27 protein-coding genes are annotated in these 26,126 nt (G+C 71.4%); 14 read left to right on the forward strand and 13 right to left on the reverse strand.

The genetic code is table 11. The features are described from left to right. Nucleotides 1–4: 4 nt before the first annotated feature. The 3 genes from ACLJWH_RS00475 to ACLJWH_RS00485 are packed head-to-tail and all read left to right on the forward strand — an operon-like array spanning nt 5 to nt 3,458. Nucleotides 5–1,417 (forward strand): MFS transporter, encoded by a 1,413-nt coding sequence (locus tag ACLJWH_RS00475; RefSeq protein ID WP_411139484.1) that lies wholly within the window; start codon nt 5–7, stop codon nt 1,415–1,417. Then, nucleotides 1,417–2,616, forward strand: a complete 1,200-nt coding sequence (locus ACLJWH_RS00480) for an FAD-dependent monooxygenase (RefSeq protein ID WP_411139485.1) — start codon at nt 1,417–1,419, stop codon at nt 2,614–2,616. Before ACLJWH_RS00475 ends, ACLJWH_RS00480 begins: the two co-directional genes overlap by 1 nt. Continuing rightward, nucleotides 2,613–3,458 carry an NAD(P)H-binding protein gene (locus ACLJWH_RS00485; protein WP_411139486.1) on the forward strand — a complete coding sequence of 282 codons (846 nt, stop codon included), beginning with the start codon at nt 2,613–2,615 and terminating at the stop codon, nt 3,456–3,458. The genes ACLJWH_RS00480 and ACLJWH_RS00485 overlap by 4 nt, the downstream gene beginning before the upstream one ends. Nucleotides 3,459–3,621: 163 nt before the next feature. Here ACLJWH_RS00485 and ACLJWH_RS00490 read toward each other — a convergent pair whose 3' ends face one another. From ACLJWH_RS00490 to ACLJWH_RS00515, 6 genes are read right to left on the reverse strand one after another with little or no spacing between them, the layout of a single operon-like run. Continuing rightward, nucleotides 3,622–3,990, reverse strand: a complete 369-nt coding sequence (locus tag ACLJWH_RS00490) for a SchA/CurD-like domain-containing protein (RefSeq protein WP_411139487.1) — start codon at nt 3,988–3,990, stop codon at nt 3,622–3,624. Next, nucleotides 3,990–4,193: a ferredoxin gene (locus ACLJWH_RS00495; RefSeq protein ID WP_411139488.1), complete on the reverse strand. Its 204-nt coding sequence runs from the start codon at nt 4,191–4,193 to the stop codon at nt 3,990–3,992. Before ACLJWH_RS00495 ends, ACLJWH_RS00490 begins: the two co-directional genes overlap by 1 nt. An 8-nt stretch (nt 4,194–4,201) precedes the next feature. Continuing rightward, nucleotides 4,202–5,410, reverse strand: coding sequence for a cytochrome P450 (locus ACLJWH_RS00500; protein WP_411139489.1), 1,209 nt, complete (start codon nt 5,408–5,410; stop codon nt 4,202–4,204). A gap of 32 nt (nt 5,411–5,442) precedes the next feature. Beyond that, complete coding sequence (locus ACLJWH_RS00505; RefSeq protein ID WP_411139490.1) at nt 5,443–6,117, reverse strand: TenA family protein; 675 nt, start codon at nt 6,115–6,117, stop codon at nt 5,443–5,445. A 23-nt stretch (nt 6,118–6,140) separates the two neighbouring features. Further along, nucleotides 6,141–7,982, reverse strand: coding sequence for an asparagine synthase (glutamine-hydrolyzing) (gene asnB / locus ACLJWH_RS00510; RefSeq protein ID WP_411139491.1), 1,842 nt, complete (start codon nt 7,980–7,982; stop codon nt 6,141–6,143). A gap of 20 nt (nt 7,983–8,002) precedes the next feature. After that, a complete protein-coding gene (locus tag ACLJWH_RS00515) occupies nt 8,003–9,151 on the reverse strand; it encodes a nucleotide disphospho-sugar-binding domain-containing protein (RefSeq protein ID WP_411139492.1) in 1,149 nt (382 codons plus the stop codon). 170 nt (nt 9,152–9,321) lie between these two features. Between ACLJWH_RS00515 and ACLJWH_RS00520 the strand changes: the two genes are divergently transcribed. From ACLJWH_RS00520 to ACLJWH_RS00570, 11 genes are all read left to right on the forward strand, one after another. Further along, a complete protein-coding gene (locus ACLJWH_RS00520) occupies nt 9,322–10,005 on the forward strand; it encodes an SDR family NAD(P)-dependent oxidoreductase (RefSeq protein WP_411139493.1) in 684 nt (227 codons plus the stop codon). Between the two features lie 115 nt (nt 10,006–10,120). Continuing rightward, a complete protein-coding gene (locus tag ACLJWH_RS00525; RefSeq protein WP_411139494.1) occupies nt 10,121–10,456 on the forward strand; it encodes a TcmI family type II polyketide cyclase in 336 nt (111 codons plus the stop codon). Continuing rightward, nucleotides 10,453–10,881, forward strand: coding sequence for a cupin domain-containing protein (locus ACLJWH_RS00530; RefSeq protein ID WP_411139495.1), 429 nt, complete (start codon nt 10,453–10,455; stop codon nt 10,879–10,881). Before ACLJWH_RS00525 ends, ACLJWH_RS00530 begins: the two co-directional genes overlap by 4 nt. Further along, on the forward strand, nt 10,878–12,170 hold the full coding sequence (locus tag ACLJWH_RS00535; RefSeq protein WP_411139496.1) for a beta-ketoacyl-[acyl-carrier-protein] synthase family protein: 1,293 nt from the start codon (nt 10,878–10,880) through the stop codon (nt 12,168–12,170). Before ACLJWH_RS00530 ends, ACLJWH_RS00535 begins: the two co-directional genes overlap by 4 nt. Beyond that, complete coding sequence (locus tag ACLJWH_RS00540) at nt 12,167–13,417, forward strand: ketosynthase chain-length factor (RefSeq protein ID WP_411139497.1); 1,251 nt, start codon at nt 12,167–12,169, stop codon at nt 13,415–13,417. Before ACLJWH_RS00535 ends, ACLJWH_RS00540 begins: the two co-directional genes overlap by 4 nt. Then, complete coding sequence (locus tag ACLJWH_RS00545) at nt 13,414–13,674, forward strand: acyl carrier protein (protein WP_411139498.1); 261 nt, start codon at nt 13,414–13,416, stop codon at nt 13,672–13,674. The genes ACLJWH_RS00540 and ACLJWH_RS00545 overlap by 4 nt, the downstream gene beginning before the upstream one ends. 2 nt (nt 13,675–13,676) lie before the next feature. Continuing rightward, on the forward strand, nt 13,677–14,144 hold the full coding sequence (locus ACLJWH_RS00550) for an SRPBCC family protein (RefSeq protein WP_411139499.1): 468 nt from the start codon (nt 13,677–13,679) through the stop codon (nt 14,142–14,144). 12 nt (nt 14,145–14,156) lie between these two features. Next, nucleotides 14,157–14,618 carry an anthrone oxygenase family protein gene (locus tag ACLJWH_RS00555; protein ID WP_411139500.1) on the forward strand — a complete coding sequence of 154 codons (462 nt, stop codon included), beginning with the start codon at nt 14,157–14,159 and terminating at the stop codon, nt 14,616–14,618. A 44-nt stretch (nt 14,619–14,662) separates the two neighbouring features. Next, nucleotides 14,663–15,415 carry an SDR family NAD(P)-dependent oxidoreductase gene (locus ACLJWH_RS00560; RefSeq protein WP_411139501.1) on the forward strand — a complete coding sequence of 251 codons (753 nt, stop codon included), beginning with the start codon at nt 14,663–14,665 and terminating at the stop codon, nt 15,413–15,415. After that, nucleotides 15,415–15,774 carry an antibiotic biosynthesis monooxygenase family protein gene (locus tag ACLJWH_RS00565; protein ID WP_411139502.1) on the forward strand — a complete coding sequence of 120 codons (360 nt, stop codon included), beginning with the start codon at nt 15,415–15,417 and terminating at the stop codon, nt 15,772–15,774. The genes ACLJWH_RS00560 and ACLJWH_RS00565 overlap by 1 nt, the downstream gene beginning before the upstream one ends. Continuing rightward, nucleotides 15,771–16,073, forward strand: a complete 303-nt coding sequence (locus tag ACLJWH_RS00570) for an antibiotic biosynthesis monooxygenase family protein (protein ID WP_411139503.1) — start codon at nt 15,771–15,773, stop codon at nt 16,071–16,073. The genes ACLJWH_RS00565 and ACLJWH_RS00570 overlap by 4 nt, the downstream gene beginning before the upstream one ends. A 235-nt stretch (nt 16,074–16,308) precedes the next feature. Here the strand turns inward: ACLJWH_RS00570 and ACLJWH_RS00575 are convergent, their stop codons facing one another. The 7 genes from ACLJWH_RS00575 to ACLJWH_RS00605 form a co-directional block, all read right to left on the reverse strand. Beyond that, on the reverse strand, nt 16,309–17,682 hold the full coding sequence (locus ACLJWH_RS00575) for an FAD-dependent oxidoreductase (protein WP_411139504.1): 1,374 nt from the start codon (nt 17,680–17,682) through the stop codon (nt 16,309–16,311). 77 nt (nt 17,683–17,759) lie between these two features. Next, nucleotides 17,760–18,374, reverse strand: a complete 615-nt coding sequence (locus tag ACLJWH_RS00580; protein WP_411139505.1) for a PadR family transcriptional regulator — start codon at nt 18,372–18,374, stop codon at nt 17,760–17,762. Nucleotides 18,375–18,565: 191 nt separating this feature from the next. After that, the gene (locus tag ACLJWH_RS00585) at nt 18,566–20,074 is read right to left on the reverse strand and encodes a right-handed parallel beta-helix repeat-containing protein (protein ID WP_411139506.1); all 1,509 of its coding nucleotides are present in this window, start codon (nt 20,072–20,074) and stop codon (nt 18,566–18,568) included. Between the two features lie 2,276 nt (nt 20,075–22,350). Continuing rightward, complete coding sequence (locus ACLJWH_RS00590; protein ID WP_411139507.1) at nt 22,351–23,595, reverse strand: ABC transporter permease; 1,245 nt, start codon at nt 23,593–23,595, stop codon at nt 22,351–22,353. Further along, entirely contained in the window at nt 23,592–24,353 is a 762-nt protein-coding gene (locus tag ACLJWH_RS00595; protein ID WP_411139508.1) for an ABC transporter ATP-binding protein, read from the reverse strand. The genes ACLJWH_RS00590 and ACLJWH_RS00595 overlap by 4 nt, the downstream gene beginning before the upstream one ends. Further along, a complete protein-coding gene (locus ACLJWH_RS00600) occupies nt 24,350–25,495 on the reverse strand; it encodes a hypothetical protein (protein WP_411139509.1) in 1,146 nt (381 codons plus the stop codon). Before ACLJWH_RS00600 ends, ACLJWH_RS00595 begins: the two co-directional genes overlap by 4 nt. Further along, the gene (locus ACLJWH_RS00605; protein ID WP_411139510.1) at nt 25,482–26,126 is read right to left on the reverse strand and encodes a hypothetical protein; all 645 of its coding nucleotides are present in this window, start codon (nt 26,124–26,126) and stop codon (nt 25,482–25,484) included. The genes ACLJWH_RS00600 and ACLJWH_RS00605 overlap by 14 nt, the downstream gene beginning before the upstream one ends.

The following is a 26,126-nucleotide window of genomic DNA, read 5'->3' on the forward strand; positions in this document are numbered from 1 at the left end:
CGCCATGAGACAACCGTCCCCACCAGGGCTGCCGCCCGACGAGGCCGTCCCGCCCTCCCGTAGCACGGCCTCTCTGGTCGCCGCGCTGGTGCTCGCGGCGGTCGCCTGCCAGCTGTGCATCTCCATGCCCACCCCGGCGCTCCCGGACATCGCCCGGCGGCTGCACGCCGACACCGCCGCCGTGGGCCTCGCCCAGGCCCTGTTCTTCCTCCTGGGCGGGCTGCTCTCGGTGATCCTGGCGGCCTGCAGCGACTACGGACGCACCCGCACCCTGATGATCGGCGCGCTGGCGCTGGCCGTCGTCGGGGCGCTTGTCGCGGCGGCCGCTCCGACGATGGCCGTGTTCGTCCTCGGCCGTACCGTGCAGTCCACGGCGACCGCGGTGTTCCCCCTGGCGCTGCGCGTGATGCGGCAGACCCTGGAGCCCGGGCAGTTCGGCCGGGCCATGGGCCTGATCACCGCCGCAAACGGCGGCATCGTCGGGCTGGACGGCCTGCTCTCCGGTTGGCTCACCGACCGGTACGGCTACCGGTCGGTCTTCCTCGTCATGGCCGCTTTCGGGGTGCTCACCGCGATCGTCCTGGGCCGGACCGTGCCGGAGCCGGAACGGGTCGCGACGGGCCGCCTGGACTGGCTGGGGCTCATGGTGCTCTCGCTCGCCCTGGCCTGTGTGGAGCTGGGCATCGGCATGGCTGCCAACGCCCCGGCGGGTGGTGTGGCGGGGTTGCTGGTGCTCGGCGCTCTGCTCCTGGTCGCGTTCTGGAGCATCGAGCGCCGCCGGCCGAACGCGCTGCTGCCGCCTCGATATCTGAGATCCCGCCAGGCATGGCCCGTCCTGCTCACCTCGATCCTCGTCACCATGGGCATGCTCAGCACCATCAACTTCGTCATACCGGTGTTCAGCCAGAACCACGACGCCGGCTACGGCCTCTCCGCCACTGAGGCCGCGCTGCTCTTCATCGTGCCGGTGTGCCTGGTCAACGTTCTTCTGGCGCCCGCCGTCGGCGCGCTCGCCTTCCGGGTGGGCTGGCGCCGTGTGCTGCGCGTCGCCACCGCACTCACGGTACCGGTACTGGCCGCGCTCGCCCTGGGCCTGTCCTCACGATGGCTGGTGCTGGCCCTGGTGGTCCTCGTCGGCTTCGGTCTCGCGGGGGCCATGACACCGCTGAACGGTCTGAGCGCCCTTCTCGCCGCACCCCAGAGCCCCAGCCTGCTGCCCGGCATCAACTCCGCCGCCTACGGCGTGGGTTCGTCCCTCGGTTTCGTCCTGGCCGCCCAGCTCGCCGGACCGGCCGGGGTGCACTCCGCCGACGGCTACCGGGCGGCGGTGTGGACGGCCGCGCTCGTCATCGCGCTCGCGTTCGTGGCGTCGCTGCTGATCACCGGACGGCCCGACGCACCCGGGGAGCGGATCTGATGGCCGCCGACACGTCCGGCCACCCCTATGCGGTGGTGGTCGGGGCCGGTATCGGCGGACTGGCCGCAGCGGCCGGGCTGACCCGGATGGGACGGTCCGTGCTGGTGCTGGAACGCGCCGAGGCCCTGCGGGCCGACGGCGCCGGAATCTCCCTGCTGGCCAACGCCCAGCGCGCACTCGACCAGCTCGGAGTGGGCGACCAGGTCAGGGAGTTGGCGGCCACCATGCTGCCGGGTGGCGAGGGGGTGCGTACAGCCGGGGGGCGGCGGCTGATGAAGCCCACCGACCCCGCGTTCGTGCGACGCCACGGGCTCTCCACCGCCGTGCTGCCCCGGCCGTCCCTCCACCGCACCCTGCGGGATGCCGTACCCGCCGCCCACGTTCTGACCGGTGCCGAGGTCACCGGCGTGGAGCAGCGGGCCGACGGCACCGCACTGGTGCACTACCGGCGCGGCGCGGCCAGGATGAGCGTTCCGGCCCGGGTGGTGATCGCCGCCGACGGCCTCAACAGCCGCCTGCGCGCGCAGCTGTGGCCCGCCGCGGTGCCCCCGGTCTACAGCGGGCACAGCGTCTGGCGGGGGATCGCGGAGGTCGACCGTGAGGAGCCCGGCGGGACGACCTGGGGGCGCGGCCGGGAATTCGGCAGGATGCCACTCGCCGACGGCCGGGTCTACTGGTACGCCGTCGCCAACACCCCCCGGGGCGAGCACCACCTGGACGAACACGCCGAGGTGGTGCGCCGGTTCGGCACCTGGCACCGGCCCATCCCCGACCTGCTGGGCTGCACCCCGCCCGGCGTGGTCCGCCACGACGACGTCTTCGAACTCCCTCTCCCGCTCCCGTCGTTCGCCGCAGGAAACGCCGCGCTGCTCGGTGACGCCGCCCACGCGATGACCTCCGACCTCGGGCAAGGCGCCTGCCAGGCCCTGGAGGACGCCGTCGTGCTGTGCGCCGCACTGGCCGCCCACGCGGACCCCGGGGAGGCGCTCGCCGACTACGATGCGCGCCGGCGCCCCCGCGCCCAGGTGATCGTGGCGGCATCGCGCCGGGTTGGCCGCATGAAGTTGCGTGAGCGGTGGTGGCAGGTGCTGGCGCGGGACGGCCTGACGGCCCTGGCGCCGCCGCGGACCGGGGAGGCGGCGCTCGCCCGGATCGGCGACTGGCACCCGCCGCAGCTCCCCGCGGGAGCCGCCTCGTGATCACCGTGATCGGAGCCACCGGGAACGTCGGCCGCCCGCTCGTGGCAGGCCTCGTGGCGCGCGGGGCGCGCCCGCGGATCCTGACCCGTGACCCCGGCCGCGCCCGGCTCGTCCCGGGAGCCGAGACCGTCATCGGCGACCTCGACGCCCCCAGGTGCGCCGACGCCCTGCTGGCCGGTGCCGACGCCGCCTTCGTGGTGACGGCCGGCCCGGATGCGGCGGCCCACGACCGGAAGATCGCCGCTGCCGTCGCACGCCACGGGGTGCGCCGGGTGGTCAAAGTGACGTCGGTGGCGGCGCTGCCCCCGGTCCACGATTCCTACGGAGCGGCCCACGCCGCCGCCGAGGACGCCTACCTCGCCACCGGCGCCCACTGCACCTTCCTGCGGCCGGCCGCCTTCATGTCCAACACCCTGCAGTGGAGCTGGTCGGTCACCGGCAGCTCCACCGTCTTCCAGCCCTTCGGAGACCTCCCGCAGGCAGTGGTGGACCCCGCCGACGTCGCCGAGGTGGCGCTGCGGGTGCTCGACGCCCCCGGGGCGGGCGGCTGTGCCTACACGGTCACCGGCCCCGAGTCGCTGACCCCCCGTCAACGTGCGCAGCGCCTCGCCGCAGCCCTGGGCCGCTCCCTCACTTTCGTCGATGCACCCCCCGAACAGGCCCGTCGTGCGATGACCGACGTCGGGCTGCCCCCCGCCTACGTCGATGGCCTCCTCGCCTCCCAGTCCGACCCCGACCCCGCCCGCGGCGCCTTGCCCCTGCCCACCGTCCGGGACCTCACCGGCCACCCCCCGCGCACCTTCACCGCCTGGCTGGCCGCGCACGTGGACCTGTTCCGCTGACCCGGGGCGGGGGAGCTGCAGGCCCCCTGCTCCAAGTGGTTCGGTGGCCCTCTCCCCGTACGGGGAGAGGGCCACCGGCGGTCCGGGTGCCGGCGCTTCGGCCCGGGTGTACTGCGAAGTCCGCCCCGGCAGTCGTGAGACGGCCGGGGCGGTGGCGGGGCGCTCAGTCGCGGGGGGCGCCGAGGTGGGTGATGCAGCGCAGCAGACTTTGGTGGAAGGTCCGGACGAAGCCTTCGGGGGTGTCGGTGTCGCGCGGGGAGTTCAGGTAGGGCTTCAGCCGCCGTTCGACCTCCTGCACACTGGGCTGGCAGGCCATGTGGCGGGCGACGGCGTCGAGGTCGCCCTCGTACTCGATGACCCGCACCAGTGTCGCGTCGCGGAGGAACACCGCGGTGGCCAGGAGCCGGGCGGCCGGCGAGGCTCCGGTGCCGGGTACCGACGGGGAACCGACCCGGCGGAAACCGGCGAAGACCTCAGCCACCTCGTCCTCGCAACCCGGCCGGATGTCGTAGGTGAGCGCTGCGAACGGCACTACTGGCCCTCCTCGTCGATGTGGATCGAGCGGGTGGGGCAGCTGCGGGCGGCGTCGCGCACCGCCGCCCGGGCGGCGTCGTCCTGCGGTTCCGGGACCAGGACGACGACATGGCCCTCCTCGTTCTGGTCGAAAACGCCCGGAGCCCGGTAGACACACAGACTGCTGACGGTGCAGGTGGCGCGGTTGGCGGTAACGCGCATGGTTCCTCCTACCAGGTGACGGGGATCTCGGTGAAGCCCTCGGTGAACCCGCCCAGACCGCGCGGGAGTTGGTCGCCGGTGACCGCGAGTCGCAGATCCGGCAGTCGTTCGAGCAGCGACCGGGTGGCGACCTGGAGTTCCATACGGGCCAGTGCCGCCCCCGCGCAGTAGTGGAGACCGGCGCCGAACGTCATGTGGTGGTTGTCCGTACGGCGGATGTCGATCGTGAACGGTTCGGGGAACACCTCCTCGTCCATGTTCGCCGACTCCTCGGACAGCAGGACGCTGGTGCCTTCGGCGATCACGGAGCCGTCCGACAACGGGATGTCCGCCACTGCGTACCGCATCGTGCCGATCGAGGAACCCATGATCTGGGTCCGCAGCAGCTCCTCGACCGCGCCCGGAACCAGCGACCAGTCCGCCTGGATTTCCTCGACCAGGTCACGGTGGTACAACAGCACCGCCGTGCTCGCACCGATCTGACTGGCGGTGGTGACGTACCCGGCGATCAGCAGACCCTGGGTCCAGAACTGCAACTCGTGCTCGGAGAGGCGGTTGTTGTCCTCGTCCTGGGCTTTGATCAGCCCGCTGACCAGATCCTCGCCGGGATGCGCGCGCTTGCTGTCGATCAGCTCGCCCAGGTAGTGCCACAGCCCCTCACGGCACCGCTGCATCTCCTCGACCGGCAGTTTGCTCACGGACAGGAATCCGTCGACGAGGTAACGGAAGCGGTCCATGTCCTCCAGTGGCACTCCGAGCAGCCGGCAGATGACGCGGATCGGCAGGGGAAAGGCGAACGCCTCGTTGAGGTCGAGCGGGCGGGGACCGGCGACCATCGCGTCGATGAGCTCGTCACACACGGACTGCGCCACCGGACGCAGCGCCTCGACCCGGCGCGCGGTGAAGGCCCGGGTCACCAGGCCGCGTACCCGGATGTGGTCCGGCGGGTCCGGGTTGATCTCCGGGTCGGCGAACAGCTCGTTGTCGGCCGATATCCGTGCGACGTCGGGGCGTTGCCGGCGGGAGATGTTGCGGCTCAGCCGGTGGTCGGCGAAGAGGGAGCGCACGTCGGCGTACCGGGTGACCATCAGCGCGCGGTCACCGCTGGGCAGCGTCACCTCGACCGCCGACCTGCTGCGCAGCCCGCGCAGCGCCTCGGGTATCTCCATCGGCGGGGACCAGGGGAACGGGTAGCGGACGGGGGTTGGGGAAGTCATCGACGTCCTTGCCTCTCGTGGTGGGAGCAGGGTCAGGGTTTGACGGGCCAGTCGGGACGCGCCCAGGCGCTCTCGGCGAACGTCCACTCGTAGCGGACGCCCAGCGAGAAGAAGTCGGCGAGCTGTGCGCGGTCGTGGTCCGACCCCCGCTGCGCCGTTTCCTCGGCGACGCCCAGAAAGCGCTCGACGACGCGCGCATAGCCCTCCGTGGGCTGGTACAGCGCGGCCCAGGGCGCGTAGCGCGAACCGGGCGCGCAGCGCCGCGCCAGATCGGTGGAGACCTGGTGGTTGAACCAGGCCATGGGCAGCAGCGCGCCGAGGGCGGCCGCCGGTGACGTGGCCGCCGCGGCCTGGAAGAAGGAGCAGTGGGCCCGGGTGAGGGGGTCCGCCGGTGCGTCGATGGCCGGCGAGCGCAGGCCGAGGTCGGGGGCGGTCCCGGTGAAGGCGTCCCGCAGCCGGTCCCGGGCCTGGAGCGTGCCGACCGCGGATCGGGCGAAGAATGCTGCGTGCGCATCGTCCGCGGCGCCCGCGGCGCACCGGGCCAGCGCCCGTCCGTACGCGGGCAGCAGATGCCCGGTGTCCTGCTCGACGAAGTGGGTCAGCGCCTCACCCGGGAGCGAGCCCGAGCGCAGCCCCGCCCAGAACGGATGGTCGAGCACCTCGTGCAGCACCCCATCGGCGCTCGTGATCAGCTGGTCCCGCAGCATGGGAGCATCCTCTCTGGTAGGTGTCACAGCGCCAGCCGGACGTGATAGTGCCGCAGCCAGGCGTCGAGTTGGAGCACCATCTCCACGTCGCGGCGCTCCCCCCAGCCGGTGGTCCGCACCGGCCGGCCCTCCGCCAGCAGCTGCTTGGCGGCCGGCACGTTGAGCAGGGGCCGCACCGGGGAGTGCGGATCGGCGACCAGCTCCGCGAGCCGGTCGCGCAGCACCTGCCCGTAGCCCGGGTCCTGGGTGATCGGGAACGGGCTCTTGGGACGGTGCAGCACCCGCTTCGGCAGCAGCCCGGCCAGCGCCGCACGCAGCGGGCTCTTCTCCTCGCCGCCGTACCGCTTCAGCCGCCAGGGGATGTTGAAGGCGTACTCGACCAGCCGGTGGTCGCAGTAGGGCACCCGCACCTCCAGCCCGACCGACATGCTCAAGTGATCACTGCGGGTCAGCAGCAACGGCAGCCACCGCGTCATGTGGAGGTAGCCGACACGGCGCAGCAGGGCCTCCCGGGCATCCTCGCCCGGCACCGTGGGCACCTCGCGCACCGCCTGGACGTAGCGGTCCGCCGAGTAGCCGGGCACATCCACCTTCTCCAGCAGCGAGCGGTCCAGCAGTCCGGTGCTCATGCCGTGCGGGGCGACCCCGAACCCCATCGTGACCCAGGGGAAGTTGCCGCTGTCCACGAGGTTCTCGTCGCTGAACGACCGGTATCCGCCGAAGAGTTCGTCGGCTGCCTCGCCCATCAGTGCCACCGTCGAGTGCTGCCGCACGGCGCGCAGCAGCAGGTACAGCGAACGGTCCATGTCCGGGGTGGGCCTGGGCAGGTCCTGCGCCGTCATCGCGGCGTGCCCGACCACAGGGTCGGCCAGGTCCTCGGTGCGCAGCACGACCGGCTCGTGGTCGGTCCCCACGAAGGCGGCGACCTCCGCCGCGTGCGGGGCGTCCGGGCTCTGGTGCCAGAAGTCCTTGCGGAAGCGCTCCGCGTGCCCCTCGAAGTCCACCGCGAAGGTCGGCGGCCGCCGACCGTGCCGCGCCGCCAGTGCGACGAGGGCGCTGGAGTCCAGCCCACCGGAGAGAAGGGTGCACAGCGGGACGTCGGCCACCAGGTGGGAGGCCACCGCCTCGGACAGCAGCCCCCGCACGGTGTCCACCGTGGTGGGCCGGTCGTCGGTGTGCTCGCGCCCCGGCAGCGACCAGTAGGCGCGCTCACGGATCCCGCCGTCCCGGACGGTCAGGATGTGTCCGGCCCGCACCTGCCGGACACCGGAGTAGACGGCGTGCCCCGGCGTGGCGATGTACGACAGCAACTCCGCCAGCCCCTCGCCGTCCACCGCCGAGTCGACCAGTGGGTGGGCGAGGAGCGCCTTGACCTCCGAGCCGAACAGCAGGCCGCGGCGGGTCGGCGCGTAGTACAGCGGCTTGACCCCGAGCCGGTCGCGGGCCAGCAGCAGTTCCTGACGCCGGATGTCCCACACCGCGAAGGCGAACATCCCGTCGAGCCAGTCGACGCACCGCTCACCCCACTCCAGGTAGGAGGCCAGTACCACCTCGGTGTCGCCCGACGTGCGGAAGGTGTGGCCGCAGGCCGCCAACCGGGTCCTGAGCTCCCGGTAGTTGTAGATCTCACCGTTGTACACGAGGACCGCCCGCACCTCCCCGTCCCGCTCCGCAGTCATCGGCTGCCGGCTCCCCGACGGGTCGATGACGGCCAGCCGCCGGAAGCCGAGCGCGACCCGCCGGCCTGCCCACACCGCCTCGGCGTCCGGCCCGCGGTTGGACATCGCGGCCACCATCGTGCGGACCGTGCTGCCGTGCTCGGTCAGATCCCGCTCGAAGTCGATCCACCCGGCCACTCCGCACATGTCGTCCCCTCGTCAGTTGTCTAAGACCGGACGCGCCGGCCGGCGGCGGACACCAGGGCGCCGACACGTGCGGACGGCGGAGGCTGCCGTCGCATCTCCTCCCGCAGACGCCGGGCGGCCGTCCGCGCGGCGCCGTCCTCCAGCAGCCGCCGGCACTCCTCCCGCAGCCGCTCCGGCGTCGCGTCCGCAGCCGGCAGAAGCCTCCCGGCACCCACGCCCGCGACCACCCCCGCATGCCCCGCATGGTCCGGCAACTGCGGTATCAGCAGCAGCGGGAGACCGCGGCGGAGCGTGGTGAGGACGGTGCCGGCGCCGCCGTGCGCGACCACTCCGTCGCAGGTTTCCAGCAGACTGTGCAGCGGCGCGTCCACCACCACCCGCACGCCCTCCGGCAGCCGGCCGAGCAGCGGCACCTGCGCCGCGGAGACGGCCGCCACCAGCTCCACGCCGAGCGGATGCAGGGCGCGCAGCACCTCGGGGAGGAGGAACCGCCGGTCCGACAGCTTCGCCATGGTGTGTCCCCAGGTCACACAGACCCGAGGCGCGGCCGGTTTCGGCAGCGTGACCGGTCGGCCGCCGCCGTTGAACGGCACGTACCGCACCGGGACGGCCGGCGGCGCGGCGGACGGCCGCAGCGACGGGGGAGTGGGGTCCAGGGTCAGGGCGGAGAACGGGTCGACGGCTTCCAGCCCGTACCGCGCGGCCAGCGGCGCCAGCAGCCCCGGCAGCACCTGCCCCGCCCGGGCCATCAGATCCGTTCCGTACAGATGACGCACGGCCGGTACCCCTTCTGCCGCAGCGGCCAACGGGCCCGCCAGCGCGGTGGGTTCGTACACCACGACGTCCGGGCGGAACTCCGAGATCAGCTCGACCAGCCCGTCGGTCATGGACTCGGCGTGGGCGAGGAGCATCTCCGCGGCCCGCGGACCGCCGCCGCGCCCACCGGCACCGGAGCGCGGCGCGCCGATCACGTAACGCCGCACCATGGCCACCGCATCCACGTCATGGCCGGTGACGGCCGCCGGCAGCCCGCACCGGCCGATTTCCTCGGCCAGCGCCGGCTGACTGGCCACGAGCACCTCGTGTCCGGCGGCGCGGCACGCCCAGGCCTGTGGCACGAGCGCGTACAGGTGCGACGGCCAGGCCCAGGTGGTGAACAGCAAGCGCATCTCGGTGCGTCCTTCCGCCGCGGTTGCCGGTCATCGTGTGCGGCGCCGCTCGTGCCCGGCTCGAAGACCGCTGGGCACCCGGGCGGGCGCCGCCTCAGTGGGCGTCGAGCCCGCACGGCGAGGGTGGGTCCCGTCCGCACACCGAACCCGTCCGCACGGAGAGGAGAGCGATGGCGACCCCCCGCACCGCCCTGGTCACCGGGGCCAACCGCGGTATCGGCCTGGCCACCGCCCAGGCCCTGCACGGCGCCGGATGGCGTGTGGTGCTCGCCGCCCGGGACCCGGACGCGGCCCGGACCGCCGCCGCCGAGACCGGTTCCCGCGCGGTGGGCGTACCCCTGGACGTGACCCTGCCCGAGAGCGTGGCGGCTGCCCGGGCCGCGGCCGGTCCGGTGGACGCGCTGGTGAGCAACGCCGGCGTGCTGCTGGATGCGGGGTACGACCCGCTGACAGTCCCCGTCGATCTGGTCCGCGCCACCCTCGACGTCAACGTCCTGGGCGCCTGGCGGGTCTGCCAGACCTTCGTACCCGACATGGTCCGCGGGGGCTGGGGACGGGTGGTCCTCCTCTCCAGCGGCGCGGGCACGTTCAGCAACGGACTGTTCCCCGGTGCCCCCGGCTACGCGATGTCGAAGACCGCCGTCAACGGGCTCACCACGCTGCTGGCCACCGCGACGCGGGGCACCGGTGTGCTCGTCAACGCGGTCAACCCCGGGCCCACCCGGACCCGGATGCTGCCGGACGGCCGAGGCACCGCGCGGCAGGCCGCCACCGACGTCGTGCAGGCCCTCGGGCTGCCTGACGACGGCCCCACCGGGGCGCTGTTCCGCAGCGGGCGGATTGCCGGGTGGTAGCCCACCGGCGCGGCCCCGGCCCCGCTCCACACCCGATTGACGGCACCTCCAGCCGACTTCCAGAACGCTCTGCGACGGTCGGCCGAACAGCTCACGCACCCACGAGGAGGGCGATATGCACCGCACGTTGATCGTCGCCAGGCTGAAGACCGACGATCCCGCGCGCATCGCGGACGTCTTCGGCGCGTCCGACGCGACCGAGCTGCCGCACATGGTGGGCGTGTCCCGCAGGACGCTGTTCACCTTTCACGACCTGTACTTCCACCTGGTCGAGGCGGACGAGGACATCGGCCCGAACCTCCACCGTGCGCGCAGCCACCCGCTCTACTCCGACATCAACACCCGGCTCAGCGCGTTCGTGTCGCCGTACGACCCCGGCTGGAAGGAGCCCAAGGACGCCATGGCGTCACCGTTCTACATCTGGACGGCGGGGCAGGGGAGGCTCCGGTGACCACGGAAGGGCTCCGCAAGCTGAACGTCGTCGATGTCCCTGCCAACCGCCGCAGGGGCGGTGAGCTGAGGGTGACGCTCAGCCCCCGGACCGTCGGCTGCACCTCCGGCTTCGGGGGCGTACTGCACCTCGCCCCGGGCGAGGCCATCACCGAGCACTACCACCCGTACTCCGAGGAGTTCCTCCACGTGGTGGGCGGAGTGGTGGAGATGACGATGGACGGGGAGCCGGTCGTGCTCGCCGCCGGGGACTCGCTGTTCGTACCGATCGGGGTGCGTCACCGGCTGGTGAACGTCGGGACGGAGACCGCCACCGGCGTCTTCCACCTCTCACCGCTGGCCCCGCGCCCCGAGCTCGGCCACGTCGACACCGAGCCGGTCGCCGCCGCCGGTGAGCCGCACCCCGACGTCCGGGCGGACCGGTGAGCGCTGAGAAGGCGGTCATCACCGGGATCGGCGTGGTGGCACCGGGCGCGGTCGGGCGGGAGGCGTTCTGGGAGCTGCTGGCCGCCGGCCGCACCGCCACCCGGCGCATCACCTGCTTCGACCCGGCCGCCTTCCGCTCCCAGGTCGCGGCCGAGGTCGACTTCGACCCGGGGGCGTGCGGCCTGACGCACCAGGAGGTCCGGCGGATGGACCGGGCGGCGCAGTTCGCCGTGGTCAGCACGCGGGAGGCGCTGGCGGACAGCGGGCTGCACATGCCGACGGACGACCCCGGACGAGTGGCGGTCTCCCTGGGCAGCGCCGTGGGATGCACCACCAGCCTGGAGCGCGAGTACCAGGTTCTGTCCGATGACGGACGGAACTGGCTGGTGGACCACACCTACGGAGTGCCGCACCTCTACGGCTACATGGTGCCCAGCTCGCTGGCGGTGGAAGTGGCCCGGGAGGTGGCTGCGGAGGGGCCGGTGGCGCTGGTCTCCACCGGCTGCACCTCGGGCCTGGACGCGATCGGGCACGGTGCCCAGCTCATCGAGGAGGGCTCCGCCGACATCGTCCTCGCCGGGGCGACCGACGCGCCGCTCTCGCCCATCACCTCGGCCTGCTTCGATGCCATCCGGGCCACCTCGCCCAACAACGACGACCCCGCGCACGCCTCCCGCCCCTTCGACGCCGATCGCGACGGCTTCGTCCTCGGCGAGGGCGCCGCGGTCCTGGTCCTGGAGCGTGCCGGCGCGGCGCAGGCACGCGGTGCACGGATCTACGCGGAGATCGCCGGCTTCGCCAGCCGCAGCAACGCCCACCACATGACCGGACTCCGGCCTGACGGCCGCGAAATGGCCGAGGCGATCACGACCGCACTGCGGCGGGCCCGCCTCGCGCCGACTGCGGTCGGCTACGTCAATGCCCACGGCTCCGGCACCCGGCAGAACGACCGGCACGAGACGGCCGCCTTCAAACGCAGCCTGGGTGCCCACGCCTACGAGGTACCGGTCAGCTCCATCAAGTCCATGATCGGGCACTCGCTCGGCGCCATCGGGTCGCTCGAGGTCGCCGCGTGCGCCCTCGCCCTGCGCGAGCAGGTGGTTCCGCCCACCGCCAACCTGCGGACCCGCGACGCCGAATGCGATCTCGACTATGTGCCCCTGATCGCCCGGGAACACCGTATGCACACCGTCCTGAGCGTCGGCAGCGGATTCGGCGGGTTTCAGAGCGCAGCCCTGCTGTCCCACCCCCGCACCGGGCGGGTGCCCGCCGGAAGGGGGCGGCCGTGACCACGCCCCGCGGAGCCGTCGTCACCGGCCTCGGCGTGATCGCGCCCACCGGCCTCGGCGCGGACACGCACTGGCAGGCCGTGCTGGCGGGGAAGTCGGGCATCGGCGCCATCAGCCGCTTCGACCCCTCGCCCTACCCGGTCCGGCTGGCCGGTGAGGTACCGGGCTTCGATGCCCTGGAGTCGCTGCCCCGTCGGCTCGTCCCGCAGACCGACCGCTGGACGCACCTGGCCCTGTGGGCCGCACAGGCCGCGCTGGCGGATGCCGGTGTCGACCCGGCCGCCCTCCCCGAATACGGCATGGCGGTGGTGACGGCGAGTTCCTCGGGCGGGACCGAGTTCGGGCAGCACGAGATGGAACGCCTCTACCGCAACGGCCCGTCGTGGGTCGGTGCGTACCAGTCGATCGCCTGGTTCTACGCTGCCACCACGGGACAGATCTCTATCCGGCACGGAATGCGCGGACCGTGCGGCGTCCTTGCCTGTGAACAGGCGGGCGGGCTCGATGCGATCGGCCAGGCCCGGCGCCTGCTGCGGGACGACGTGCAACTGGTCGTCACCGGTGGCACGGACGCCTCCCTGTGCCCCTACGGTCTCACCGCCCAGCTGGTCGGCGGCCACCTGTCCACCGTGGAGGACCCGGCCCGCGCCTACCTCCCCTTCGACCGGGACGCGCGCGGCGCCGTACCGGGCGAAGGCGGGGCGATCCTTGTGGCCCAGGATGCCTCGACCGTCCCGGCCGGTGCCGGGTACGGCGCCATCGCCGGCTACGCCGCCGGGTTCGACCCGCCCCCGGGCTCGACCCGCCCGCCGGTCCTGCGCCGCACCCTGGAGCGCGCCCTGGAGGACGCCGGGACCACTCCGGGCGAGGTGGACGTCGTCTTCGCGGACGGCAGCGGGGTGCCGGAGAGCGACCTCACCGAAGCCCGGGCGATCAGCGCTGTCTTCGGGCCGTACGGGGTGCCGGTGACCGTGCCCAAGGCCCTCACCGGACGGCTCTACGGCGGCGGCGCGGCTCTCGACGTGGCCACCGCGCTGCTCGCCCTGCGCGACGGCGTCATCCCGCACACGGCGGGAACCACCCGCCCGGCGCCCGGCTGCGACATCGACCTGGTCACCGCGGCCCCGCGCCGCCGCCGACTGCGGGTGGCCGTCGTCCTCGCCCGCGGGCACGGCGGCTTCACCTCGGCCATGGTCCTGCGCCGGTCCGGGGCCGGTGCGAACGACGAAGGAGAGGAGACGGAATGAGCGACTACACGCTGGATGACCTCCGTGTGGTGATGCAGGACAGCGTGGGGGTGGACGAGTCGGTCGACCTGTCGGGGGACATCGCCGATGTCGCCTTTGCCGACCTGGGATACGACTCGCTCGCCGTACTGGAACTGGCGAACCAGGTACAGCGTGCGGTGGGGGTCCCCATCGCCGACGAACCGGCCCTGGAGGCAACGAGCCCGGGCGCCTTCGTGGCCTGCGTCAACCAGGCACTGACCGAAGCAGGGAGCTGAGCATGTCAGGACACGTCGACAACACCATCGTGATCGACGCACCGCTGTCCCTGGTGTGGGCGATGACCAACGACGTCCCCTCGTGGACGACGCTGTACAGCGAGTACGCGGAGGCCACCGTCCTGGAGCGGGAGGGCAACCGTGTCCGGTTCCGGCTGTCGTTGCACCCCGACGCCAACGGCACGACGTGGAGCTGGGCCTCGGAGCGGGTCAGCGACCCGGACGCCCACGTGGTCCACTCCCGCCGCGTGGAGACGGGGAACTTCAAATACATGTGGATCTACTGGGAGTTCACCCAGGAAGCTGACGGCGTGCACATGCGCTGGGTCCAGGACTTCGAGCTCAAGCCCGGTCTGCCGCTGGACGACGCCGCCATGACCGCCCGACTGCACACCAACACGGGCACCCAGATGCGGCGCATCAAGGAACAGATCGAGACGGCCGCCCGGCGCACCGACGCTCCCCGCTGAACAGGTACGGACGTGACGGCCCTCGTCGTGCCCCTCGTCCTGCTCGCCAACGGCCTGGCGGCGGGCGTCCTGATGGGCACCCAGCTCGGCGGCTGGCCCCTGCTGGCCTCCCTGCCGCCGCGGCACTACGTCCACGCCCATGCCTTCTTCGCCACCCGCTACGACCCGTTCATGCCCGTGTGCTTCCTCGGCACGGCCCTCGGCGACATCCTCCTCGCCGCCGGGGAGTCTCAGGCCGCGGCCCGCTGGGCCTTCGGCACGAGCGCACTTCTGGTGCTGGCCGCGGTCATCATCTCGGTCACCCGCAATGTGCCTATCAACCGGTGGATCCGCTCGCTCGACCCGCAGGACCTCCCGCCGGACTTCGCCGACCGCGACCCTCGCCCGGGCTGGGGGGCGTGGAACCGCGGTCGCTGCGTCCTCGCCGTCACCGCGTTGCTCACCAACTGCCTGGGATGCGGCCTGCTGCTCTGAACGGGCACGCCGCCCCCACCACCACTCATGAAGGGAAGGCTGCTGTGCAACTCAACCTGGAGGGCAAGAAGGCCCTGGTAACCGGCGGAACTCGCGGCATCGGACGCGCCGTGGTGCTGGCACTCGCCCGGGCAGGCGCCGACGTCGTCACCTGCCACCGCCAGGAGGGCGACGCCGTCGCCTCCCTGGAGAGCGCGCTGAAGGAGACCGGCGGTAACCACCATGTCCTCCGCGCCGACCTCGCCGATCCCGAACAGGTCGCCGGCCTGCTCCGGGAGTGCGCCGACCGGCTGGGCACCCTCGATGTCGTCGTCAACAACGCCGGGGCCATCAGCCATGTGCCCTACGGCGATCTGCCGCTCGCCGAATGGCAGCGGATCATGGACACCAACCTCACCGCCGCCCATCTGGTCATCCAGCACGCCCTGCCGATACTTGCCGCACGTGCCTCCGTCATCAGCCTCGGCTCCAAGTCCTCCGAGGTCGGCATCCCGCTGCGCGCGCACTACACCGCCACCAAGGCGGCGCTGCGCGGTCTGACCCGCTCGTTGGCCAAGGAGTTCGGCTCCCGCGGTCTGCGCTTCAACGTGCTCGCCGCCGGTGTCATCGCGACCGAGGCCCTGGACGCCATGAGCCCGGAACAGGCCGAGGCGATGCGCACCCGCTACAGCGCCAAGACGGCCCTCGGCCGGCTCGGCACCCCCGACGAGATCGCGGCGGCAGTGCTCTGGCTGGCCAGCGACCTCTCCAGCTACGTCACCGGGGCCACCCTCGCCGTCGACGGGGGGATCTCCTGATGGGCGGCGCGGCGCAGCCGTTCCGGGTGATGCTGCGGATGCAGATCAAGCCGGGCATGGAGCAGGACTTCGAGAAGGTCTGGCGGGAGGTCGGCACGTCGGTCACCTCCCACCCCGCCAACCGGGGGCAGTGGCTCTCCCGCAGCCTCGACGAGGACGGCGTCTACTACATCGTCAGTGACTGGGTGGACGAGCCCCGCTTCCGGGAGTTCGAGACGAGCCGCCGCCACCTCGACCACCGCCGCCATCTCCACCCCTACCGCAGCGGCGGTTCGATGACCACGATGACGGTCGTCGCCCACCTCACGGCGGACCCGGACGCGGCGACCGGCCACCAGGACTGGGAGGCCGAGGGATGAGCGAGGAGGTCCGGGTCCTCGTCCGGCACGTCGCCGAGGACGCCGCGGCGATCGAGAGCGCCTACCACCGGGTCAGCAAGGAACTGGCCGGAGTGGCGGGCATGCTCGGCAACGAGCTGTGGCGGGGCATGGGCGATGATGGCGTCTTCGTGGTGGTCAGCCGGTGGCGGGACGCGGCCGCGTTCCGCACCTGGGAGGCTGGAGCCGCGCACCGGGACAGGACCTCACCGCTGCGCCCGTTCCGAGACCACGACGGCGGCCGCCCATTCGAGATCTTCCATGTCTCCGCGGCCTACTGACCGCCGTGGACGGACGAAGGCGGCCGCGGGAACATGGCACGCCGTGGGGCGCGCCCTGCTGAACATGCTGGCCCACCTGGGGTATTCCGCCGGATGGCTGGTCGGTGTCCCGTTGCTCCCGTGGCCGGAGGAGGAGCCGGAACCCGGCGGCCCGCGGGTCCCGTGACCTGTCCGGAACACGCGGGGCACCCGCGTGTTCCGGACGGCGCGCGAGGCATCCGGCCCGCCCGTCAGGTCAGTCCTCGTCCTCGCGACCTGCTCCGCGGAACGAGCTTTCGGCGAGTACGATCTTGCGCTTGACCGGCGGCAGATGATTCATCGTGCGCATCGCGGTGCGCATACCCGTCCGAGCCAGAGTGCCGAGCAGGTCGCCCTTGTGCATGACGGAGTGACCGTCCATCTGGGCACGGGACTTGATGACGGCGTCCCAGGCGTAAGACGTCATGGTGGACTCGTACCCGCCCACCGCGTCGAGGAGGGACAGCTCCCCGCGGTGCGCGGCGGCCAGCTTGCGGGTGAGCAGCTGGGCATCGCGCAGCGCGGTGTTGGCGCCCACGCCGCGGCCCGGCGTCATGGTGTGGATAGCATCACCGATGAGCGTGACGCTGCTCGGCTTCCACGGGTCGATCGGCTCGGACGTCCGGATCACCAGGGGGAAGCTGCTGTCCGGGTCCCCGAGCGAGAAGATCCGTCGGTAGTCGGGGTGCCACGAGGCGGTCTTCTCCATCACGAGCTGCTGGATCCCGGCGCCGCGCAGCTGTGTGACGTCCTTCGGCAGCCACCGGTCCGACGCGGCGAAGCCCCACATGATGTAGTCGCGGCTGTTGTCGTAGAGCATCCCGGGCCAGGCGCGCAGCGCCTCCGTGTCAGTGCTGCCGATGCCGGCCTTCGGCCTTCCGTCCTCGTCCCACTTGAAGCGCATCACATGCAGGATGCACATGAACCCCTTCGGTCCGTGCACCATAGTGACGCCCTCCAGGACCTCCTTGGGCAGCAGCGCCCGGGTCTCGTCGGTGAGCGGCGTCTTGCCGGTGATCCCGATCAGCCCGGTGTCGACCAGCTTCGCGTGCGGCAGATACTGCTGGCGGACGAGGGAGTTGGCCCCTTCGGCGCCCACCAGGACATCCCCGGTCGCGGACTCGCCGTCCGCGAAGAAGGCAGTGACCCGCCCGTCGGCGTGCTGCTCGTAGTGGGTGAAGCGCTTGTCGAAGTGGACGATGTCCTCGACACCCGTCAGCAGGACCTGACGCAGCGTCATGCGGCTCACTGACTCGTCGGCGTCATCCTCCGAGGGTTGGTCCTCCGCCTTCAGTACCTCGGGACCGGCCGAGAAGAGGAACTTCTTCTCGTGCGTCATCTGGTTGCCGTACAAGGGGCGTTGAGCGCAGGTGGCGAGGAAGGTGCTGTACAGCTCGGGCGACAGGTTGGCCCGAAGGGCCCGCTTGCCGTCGGCGTCGATGCCGACCCGGTAGCCCTGCAGGCCGTCGCGACGGGTGCGGTCACGCTCGTAGACCGCGACGCTGACGCCCGCCCGCTTGAGGCCCTGCGCGAGGCAGAGTCCGCCCGTTCCGGCGCCGATGATGATGACATGTAAAGGTGAACCGGGCATTGGGGTCTCCCATTTCGTCATGAGGGTGGCGCGTCGGCGCCGTGGTCCGGGGCGCGGTGGCACGCCGCCGGCAGGTCCTAGCGGGCGTGGGCGGCCGCCATCGCGGCCAGCCACTCCTTGGTCCAGGTGATGCGCCCGGAGTGCAGATCTGCGATCACCGATTCCACCCAGTCCAGCTCCGCGGCGGTCGTGGCCCGCATGCACTCCATCTCCAGGGTGAACAGCCGGCCCCATTCGCCCGACGCCGTGATCTGCGCGTCGAGCCGGGCCAGTTCGGTGGCGAGGTTGGTGTGGCGCTTCTCCAGCTGTTCGGCCACCTCGTGCGGTTCGAGAAGAGGGACGAACGCCATGGCGGCCAGGAACTCCGGGTACTCACGGGTCGGAGCCGCCAGCGCATCGAGCATCCACTCGCGCCACACGGCGCGGCCCTCGTCCGTGAGGGCGTAGAGCGTCCGCTCGGGGCGGTTGTGCTCGCGACTGCTCTCCCGTACCTCGATCAACCCCTTGCGGTGCAGACGGTCGATGGTGCGGTAGAGGCTGGCCCGCTGGCCCACGTTGACCACTTCGCCCTTGCCGCGGTCCTTCATCAACCGCTGCATCTTGTAGGGGTGCATGCCGGGCTGCTGTTGGTGATCCACCTCGGCCAGCAGGGACAGTACGGCCAGAGCCAACGTTGAGCGCCTGTACGTCATAGTGTCCAGGTTACTAGTAAGGGTGCAACTAACTCAAGCGCCTGCGGTCGGGCCGACGCGCACACGTATGTGGCCGGTGGGCAAGCCCACCGGCCACATACGCAGAACTCCGGGCCCCGTCGCATACGTGGGGACGGCGCCCGGAGTTGTGGTGCGCCTTGCTGCGCCGTTCCGTCAGCCGTTCCGTCCGGTCACAGACCGGCTCCTTGGTCCGCCCCCATGTTCGGGTGCGCGGCGGGGACGGGGTTGCCGAAGAAGTCGCGTGGCGCGTCCTGGGGCAGGCGGACTCCGCTGCCCAGCGCCGGGGAGGACTTCTTCAGCTTGTACCCGGCGGCGTCGTCGACGGAGGTCGCGGTGCCGGGGCTGACGAACCGCGGGTCCCCCACCACCCGATGCGCGTCCCCGGGGGCCGTCGAGACGTTCCGGTAGAGGTTCCCGCTGAAGGTGCTGGTGGTGTCCTTGAAGGCCGAGCCCCCGGGCTTGCCGACGAAGATGTTGTTCGCGACCAGCGGGGTGTCAGGACTGGTGTTCCACCACAGTGTGTCGGCCGTGGGGGCGTAGACGGTGTTGCCGTAGATCGAGATGTTCGTCTGCTCGGTGCAGCCCAGGATGATCACGCCACCGGAGGCGTCGCGGTCGTTCTGGCTGATGTTGTAGCGGATCGTCGGCCGGTCCGACGGCAGCCCCTCGACCGAGCAGATCAACATCATTCCGCTGTTGTCGTGGCTGACGTTGTACTGGTAGAGATCGTCGACGTCCGCGCCGTCGACGTCGAAGGCGAACGCCCCGAACTTGCCGGCGTCGCCACCGCCGATGGTGTTGTACTGCATCGTGGTGTAGTCGGAGTTCCACGCCCAGATGCCTGCGTGATCGGTGGTCGCCTTGAGGCCGAACCCCTCGACGGTGTTGTGTTGGATCATCGCGTGCTGGCCGTTGGTGATGTTGATCCCGTCACCGCCGAGCCGGCTTAGGTGGTTGCGCTCCACCACGACGTCCGTGTCGGGTCCGTAGGCGCTGCCCGGTCCGCCCGGGTAGAGCGCCCGGCGGGCCCAGAGTGACGAAGTGCCGATCCCGATGCCGCTGACGTCGCGGAGGGTGTTGTCGGTGACGGTGATCCCGGAGAAGGCGGTGACCTTCCGGGAGCCAGTCGCGTTGAAGACGATCCCGCCGCCTGGCTGGCCCGGGTTGGTGCAGTCGCAACCGGCGACGTCGTGCACGTAGTTGTCGGCGAAGACGTAGTGCGAGCCGGTGCCGTAGTCCGTCAGCTCGACGTAGATGCCGGTGCGGGGATCGGTGACGTTGTCGCCCGGGGCGGAGATGTCCAGGCCGCGGATCTCCCAGCCCTCGGCGTTGTGCAGATAGACGGTGGCGCGTGCGTCGGAGGCCACCAGCTTCGGCCGGGCGCCCGATCCGTAGGACATGACCTTGATCGGCGACTTCGCCGAGCCCGAGCCCTGGGGTGTCAGCTGGCCCCGGCAGGTGGAGCCCTTGTGGAAGAGGATGTTGTCCCCGGGGTGGAAGGCGACGCTGTTCACCTTCTGCAGCGTGCGCCAGGCTGTACCGGCAGAGGTGCCGGCCCCGGTGTCGTTCCCTGAGGAACAGTCGACGTAATAGGTGGCCCCACTCAGCCGGTGCTTGTCGGCCGCGGTGGAGGTGGCCATGGCGGCGGTCGAGCAGGCGAGAATGAGGGTTGAGATCAAAGCTGTCGCGGACTTTCGCGCATGTAACACGGAACTCTTCGCTCCCCCGTTGTTGTGTTTCCGAAGTTCCGGGTGCGTCTTCCTTCGCTGTCGTGTTCCGGTGCGGACCGTCCCGCCGTGGCGGGGGTATCGACGTAGGGCGTCGTATCCCGCGCCAGGGAAGAGGCTGCCCGAAAGCCGCCGGAAGAACGGCTGATTACCGTATTTCTGGATGGCGAACGCAGGATACATGATGGTCGGTCTTTTGTGTCGTGAAAAATAGAATTGCTTCAGCGCCGCTGACGTGTGAATTGTCCGGAGAGGTTTCGGAGGATTGCTTTCCGATTTGTCTCGCCGGAAACTTTCATCTCAGATGCCTATCTGGAGGGCCGCTCGGGTTCCGCTCAAGCTGCGGACTCGCCGCCTCGGTCGGGCGCCGCACCGGGGCCCGCGGCCAATCTTGTTCGTGACAAGCAGAGGTCGACGCGCGAACAAGATCGGCGCGAGCACTTCACGACCACCCGCCCGAGCCCGATCCCCGCCCTGCGGGGGCCTCGCCACCGTCGGCGGAAGTGGTCGCTGAGCCGACCCGGGGTGAAGGTGATGGGCTGGCCGGCGCCGAGATCGGTGCCGATGATGAACTCGGGATACGACCGGCGGTTGTGTATGGGGAGGCGAGGCTGGCCGGTGTGGAGTCGATGGACCGGATCAGGTGCTTGCCGCACAGGCGCACGAAGGTTGGTGGTCCCTCGTGGCCGCTATTGACGTCGAAGACGCTCACCTTCGTGCGGGCGGTTGCCATGAACCATGGGTCGGTCGTGGTGTCGAGATCCAGTCGTACTGGACGACGAGGAAGCGCTCGCGGACGGCCAGGTAGCGGCGCAGCGGCAGTGCTGCTACCTCGAGGCGAAGGTAGATGTCGTCGCGGTAACGCGGACACGCTTTTGGTCGCGGCCAGCGCCGTCGGGTATATGGCAGCTGCCGTCGGGGCGGTCGACTTCGCCTGCCGACGACACCTGTGAGCCACCCGGGTGTCTGAACTGCCCATCCGAACGCCCAGCTCGTAGCGTGTTTCTGTGACCTTGTCATCGGTCGACGCCGTGACCACGGTCTCGATGTGCTTCCTGCAGGCGGCACAGCAGTACGCCGGAGTGCTCTCGCCGGTGACCAAGTGATTTGTCCCCAGTCTGCTGGAGAGCATGGCGACCTGGCTCGCCGATGTGTTCTGCGCCCGTCATTACCTCCGTTCTCAAAACCGGTACAGGATCCTCCAGAAGATGACGCGCGACCGCATCGCCGTCTTCGTGGAGGGCAACTGTGGACGGTGTTGGGCCGCGACTTCGGCAAATCTGCGGAACTGTTCGAACTGGCCGAGTGCTGCACGGTCCACGCCGCAGGCTGTCTGGCTCAGCTGACAGATCGTTCCTGGGCCTGATTGACAGAGCCCTTTCCCAGTGGGCTGTGCCGCCGACCTGCCTTGACCAGGTCAGGCGGCAGCTCCATCCGACACAGCACGTCACCGACCGCAGCGTCATCGACGCCGCGGCGGCTGTCCTGTACCGACTGCGCGACGACGACCGGTTGTCCCCCTGAGACGTCGTCCTGGCTCGTGTCTCCACCTGATCCAGAGCCCGTGCGGGGCGAGTGGGAACTTACAGACCGCCGGGATGCCGTCGGCGGCCAGACAGCGTTGAGCTGGCGCCGATCCACTGCCGACCATTGGGCGCCGGAATCGATTACCCTGACGGTCGTCTTAGCGGAGTTTGGCGGACACGAATCGCGATAATCCGCGCCGTCAGGTGAGGCTGACCTTTCTCGGGTGACGCATCGACGCGACGAGCCGGTTGAGGCCCGAGCACGAGTCCGGGCCCGGTCACGCTGCCGCGTCTGTGCGTCTGCGCGTCCGCCTCGGCGGGCCCGGTCAGGCCGGGGGCGACCAGGTGCTTGCGGAAGTCGCCGGCTACGCCGTACGGACAGTCGCACTCACCTCCCAGGCTGTCGGGTCCGCCCGGGGAAAGCTCCCCCCGTATGCGTTGGTCCCATGGACCGTGGCCGTGAGGCAGCTGTCGCCCACTTTCCTGACGGTCACGGCGTCCAGGTGTCCCCGCCCCGGCCTCGTTCGAAGGAGCGGGGACCGGCCGACGCGCGCAGCCCGGCCTCGTCGGATCCGGTGTTCCGCGTCACCCGGTCATTCCACCGGAGGAGGGGCGCGCCGCGCTGCGGCACCGGGCGGGGGTCGGCGCATATCGCCTCCGGCGGCCGCCCGACCCGGATTCCGGGCCCCGCCGGGCGCTCCCTCACCCCGTCGCCAACGCCTCGGTGGGCGCCAGTCGCGCAGCCCGCATCGACGGGTACACGCCCGCGACCACCCCGATCGCGATCGCTCCGGCGGTGCCGGCGCCCACTGCTGACAGGGGGATGACCGGGGGCCAGCCCTGATAGATGGCGTAGGCGAGGGAGGTCAGGACGCCTACGGCGGTGCCCAGGATGCCGCCCAGGAGGGACAGGGCCACCGACTCGGTGAGGAACTGGCCGCGGATCTGGCCGCGGTGGGCGCCCAGAGCGCGGCGGAGGCCGATTTCGCGGCGGCGTTCCAGTACGGAGATGTACATCGTGTTGGCGACGCCGACGCCGCCGACCAGCAGGGCGACGCCCGCGAGGCCGAGGAAGAGGGCCGAGAACGTCGATGCGGTGGCGCGTTTCGCGGCCAGGGCGTCGGAGGGGCGGCTGACCTGGATCAGGCCGGGGGTCTGCGGGTAGACGGTGGCCGCGAGTACCGAGGCGACGTCTTCGATGGAGTCCTCGCGTGCCGTCGTGTAGACGACCGTCGGATGCCCGTCGAAATGCAGGGTCTTTTTGGCGGCGCCCCAGCCCACCAGGACGGAGCGTTCCAGGTCGGGGGCGAGACGCATCGGGCCGAGGATGCCGACGACGGTGAAGTAGGTGTCGTCGATGATGACCTGGGGTGGTTCCTGGCCGGGGGCCAGGCGGGGGATGCCGAGCCGGGCCGCCGCCTCGTAGCCGAGGACGACCGTCGGGAAGTTCTCGGTCGCGGCCTTCAGGAACGTACCGGACTGGACGGTGCCGTTCACCGCGGGCAGCAGGTCGGTCCGGGCCGCGAGCACCGTCAGGCCCAGTCCGTCGTTGGGATCCGTGCGGTCCGAACGGCGCACCAGGGCATGGGTGTTGGCGACGGCGCTCGCATGGGTGACCGGGCCGATCCGCCGGACCATGTCCGGTGCCTCCTCGGGCAGCAGGACGGGCGTTTTCTGGTTGGTCATGGGCTCGGCGCGCAGCGTGTTCGTGCCCAGCGCGGACAACTGCTGGTCGAGGTGGCGCTGGCTGGAGGCCGGGATGCTGGTCACCAGGATCAGGGTGGCGATGCCGATGGAGATGCCGAGCGCGGAGAGCGCGGCGCGCATCCGGCGGGTGCGGATCCCGAGCAGGCCCAGACGCAGCACGTCGGAGGGGGCGAGCCGGACCGGGCGGCTGGGGTCGGCGTCCAGGGCGGTCGGGGCGGGGACGGTGTCGGTGCGTTTCACTGGGGGCCCTCGGTGTGCGCTGCGGTGTCGGCGACGATGCGGCCGTCGCGGATCTCGATCCGGCGCGGGAGCCGGGCCGCGAGGTCCCGTTCGTGGGTGATGACCGCGATGGTGGTGCCCTCGGTGTTCAGCCGGATGAGCAGGTCGAGCACGGCCTGGCTGTTGGCCGTGTCGAGGGCGCCGGTCGGCTCGTCGGCGAGGACCAGCGCGGGCCGGTTGACGAGTGCGCGGGCGATGGCCACGCGCTGGCGTTCACCGCCCGAGAGCTGGTGCGGCAGGTGCCCGACACGGTGGCCGAGCCCGACCCGTTCCAGCGCGGCGACCGCCAGCGGTCTGCGCTGCCGCCGGGGCACGCCCGCGTACAGCAGTCCGGTGGCGACGTTCTCCGCCGCGCTCAGGCCCTCGGTGAGGTGGAACTGCTGGAAGACGAAGCCGAGCCAGCGTCCGCGCAGCGCCGACAGGCGGCGGTCGGACAGCTGGGCCGGGTCCTTGCCGCCGATCTCGACCGAGCCGCTGGTCGGCAGGTCGAGGGTGCCCATGATGTTCAGCAGCGTCGATTTGCCGGATCCGGACGGGCCGACGATGGCCAGCAGATCGCCTTCGGCGATGGTGAGCGAGACGTCGTCGAGCGCCTTGACGCCGCCGTGGTACGCCTTCGTCGCGTTCCGGACGGTGAGGACGGGTGAGGCGGGATCGCGGGGGAGGACGGCGGCCGGCGACGCGTCGCCGGCCGCCGGTGGGGTGTACGGCAGGCTCACGACGTGGTCACCACCCGGTCGCCTTCCTTGATGCCCGCGCCCGAGACCTCGACCATGCCCTTCGCGAACAACCCGGTCTTGACGGCGACGAGTTGCCCGCCGGGCCGCTGGAGCGCGTAGCCGCCCTCGCGCAGCGCCAGCAGCGCGCCGACCGGGACGGTGAGCACCTGCTTCCGCGTCTCGGCGGTGAAGGTGACCTGCACGGATGCCGATTTGAGGTCCTTCACCGCGGCGCTGTCGACCGGCTCGACGGTGACCTGGAGCGTCGCTTCGGAGGCCGATGCCGAACCCGGGGCGTCCGCCTCGGGCCCGCCCTGCACGGTCTGCCCGATCGACGTGACCTTGCCCGGCACGGTCTTGGTGCTGGGCAAGGCGAGGGTGACGGGGTCGCCCTTGTGGATCGGACCGGCGTCCCGCGCGTCCATCTTCACCTGGACCGACTTGCGGACGGACGTGAGGGTCAGCACCTCTTCCGCCACCGGGTCGCCGAGCTGCGCCTTGAGCCCGCTGACCCGGTACGGTCCGGGCACCACGACGACCTCCCCGGGGACGAGCTTCCCGGTCTCCTGCTGTCCGGTGTCGTGCTGCCAGCGCTTCAGGGCGGCGAGCAGCGTGGCGGTCAGTTCGGTGCCGGGCTCCGCGCCCTGGCCGGAGCCGCCCGCCCGCGGGGGCGGGGCGCTCGCCACCGGGCCGGTGTCGTAGCCGAGCGCCCGGAGGTTCTCGGCGAGCAGGGTCACGTCCCGCCCGTGCACCCCCGCGGTGCCGAGGGCGCGGAAGACGGGGGTGTCGCCGAAGAACACCATCACGGGCCGGTCGTCGACCCAGTACAGCGGCTTGCCGCGGGCCACCGCCGTATCCGCCTTCGGCAGCCGGGTCAGGAGCCCCTTGCCCACGCCCTTGACCGTGGTCTGCCCGCCGAAGCCGAGGGTGCCGGTCAGCGTCCGGCTGTCGGCGAGGTCCTGCCGCGCGACGGCGGTCGTCTGCGCCGAGGGGACGCCCGCTTCCTTGGGCTCCTGGTCCCGGCCGTGCGCGGAGAGCGCCACCGCGCCGACGGCGCCTCCGGAGAGCACGGTCAGGGCCGCCGCCACGGCCGCGATCCGCCTGCCCCGGCCGGACGCCGGGGCGTCGTCACTTCTTGCCACCGAACGCCTCCAGCTGGCACTTCTTGTCGATCTTGGTCTGCTCGGCGTCGGAGAGCCCGCCGTTGCCGTTGTCGTCGTAATTCCAGCCGTTCGCGATGCCGTGCTCGTCCTGGAGCATGTGGACCCGCATACCCGAGCTGTTGATGCACTTCACGTAGCTGCGGTAGTCGTCCGTGTAGTGCGGGTTGATCTCCGGGTCCTGCTCCGGTGGCTGCCGGGGCTTCTTCACCAGACACGCGTCGAAGGCCGGCTTGTACTTCGTGGTGATGTCCTTGCCCTGCATCGGCGCCGCCTGCTTGGCGCCCGCCAATTCGGCCCGCTTGGTGTTCATGGGGACGCCGTGGGACTGGAGGCAGGCGTTGTAGGCGTTGTCGAGCTTGTCGATCTCCTCCTCCGTGCTGTCCATGCGCAGTTGCGGCCGCCGGGAGTCGGTCTTCGCGGACGCGGACGTATCGGACTTGCCGCTCGGTGCCGGGCTGCCGGATTCCAGGGTCGAGACGCCGTCCTTGGCGCCCTTGACACCGGTGTCGCCGCCCGCACCACAGGCGGTCAGCACGGTTGCTGCGAGCAGCGCGCAGACGGAGAACGCGGCGGTACGGACCGCGGGGGAGGGATGTTTCGTGTTCCGCAT

The organism is Streptomyces sp. x-80 (genome assembly GCF_046549095.1).
GTDB classification, from domain to species: Bacteria; Actinomycetota; Actinomycetes; order Streptomycetales; family Streptomycetaceae; genus Streptomyces; species Streptomyces celluloflavus.

Excerpts from the sequence above, each read along its gene's own strand:
- ACLJWH_RS00520 (WP_411139493.1), top strand. The coding sequence starts at position 9,322 with ATGGCGACCCCCCGCACCGCCCTGGTCACCGGGGCCAACCGCGGTATC.
- asnB (WP_411139491.1), bottom strand. The coding sequence starts at position 7,982 with ATGTGCGGAGTGGCCGGGTGGATCGACTTCGAGCGGGATCTGACCGAG.
- ACLJWH_RS00525 (WP_411139494.1), top strand. The coding sequence starts at position 10,121 with ATGCACCGCACGTTGATCGTCGCCAGGCTGAAGACCGACGATCCCGCG.
- ACLJWH_RS00605 (WP_411139510.1), bottom strand. The coding sequence starts at position 26,126 with ATGCGGAACACGAAACATCCCTCCCCCGCGGTCCGTACCGCCGCGTTC.
- ACLJWH_RS00575 (WP_411139504.1), bottom strand. The coding sequence starts at position 17,682 with ATGCCCGGTTCACCTTTACATGTCATCATCATCGGCGCCGGAACGGGC.
- ACLJWH_RS00570 (WP_411139503.1), top strand. The coding sequence starts at position 15,771 with ATGAGCGAGGAGGTCCGGGTCCTCGTCCGGCACGTCGCCGAGGACGCC.
- ACLJWH_RS00550 (WP_411139499.1), top strand. The coding sequence starts at position 13,677 with ATGTCAGGACACGTCGACAACACCATCGTGATCGACGCACCGCTGTCC.
- ACLJWH_RS00480 (WP_411139485.1), top strand. The coding sequence starts at position 1,417 with ATGGCCGCCGACACGTCCGGCCACCCCTATGCGGTGGTGGTCGGGGCC.
- ACLJWH_RS00515 (WP_411139492.1), bottom strand. The coding sequence starts at position 9,151 with ATGCGCTTGCTGTTCACCACCTGGGCCTGGCCGTCGCACCTGTACGCG.
- ACLJWH_RS00475 (WP_411139484.1), top strand. The coding sequence starts at position 5 with ATGAGACAACCGTCCCCACCAGGGCTGCCGCCCGACGAGGCCGTCCCG.
- ACLJWH_RS00495 (WP_411139488.1), bottom strand. The coding sequence starts at position 4,193 with ATGCGCGTTACCGCCAACCGCGCCACCTGCACCGTCAGCAGTCTGTGT.
- ACLJWH_RS00580 (WP_411139505.1), bottom strand. The coding sequence starts at position 18,374 with ATGACGTACAGGCGCTCAACGTTGGCTCTGGCCGTACTGTCCCTGCTG.
- ACLJWH_RS00565 (WP_411139502.1), top strand. The coding sequence starts at position 15,415 with ATGGGCGGCGCGGCGCAGCCGTTCCGGGTGATGCTGCGGATGCAGATC.
- ACLJWH_RS00505 (WP_411139490.1), bottom strand. The coding sequence starts at position 6,117 with ATGCTGCGGGACCAGCTGATCACGAGCGCCGATGGGGTGCTGCACGAG.
- ACLJWH_RS00500 (WP_411139489.1), bottom strand. The coding sequence starts at position 5,410 with ATGACTTCCCCAACCCCCGTCCGCTACCCGTTCCCCTGGTCCCCGCCG.
- ACLJWH_RS00545 (WP_411139498.1), top strand. The coding sequence starts at position 13,414 with ATGAGCGACTACACGCTGGATGACCTCCGTGTGGTGATGCAGGACAGC.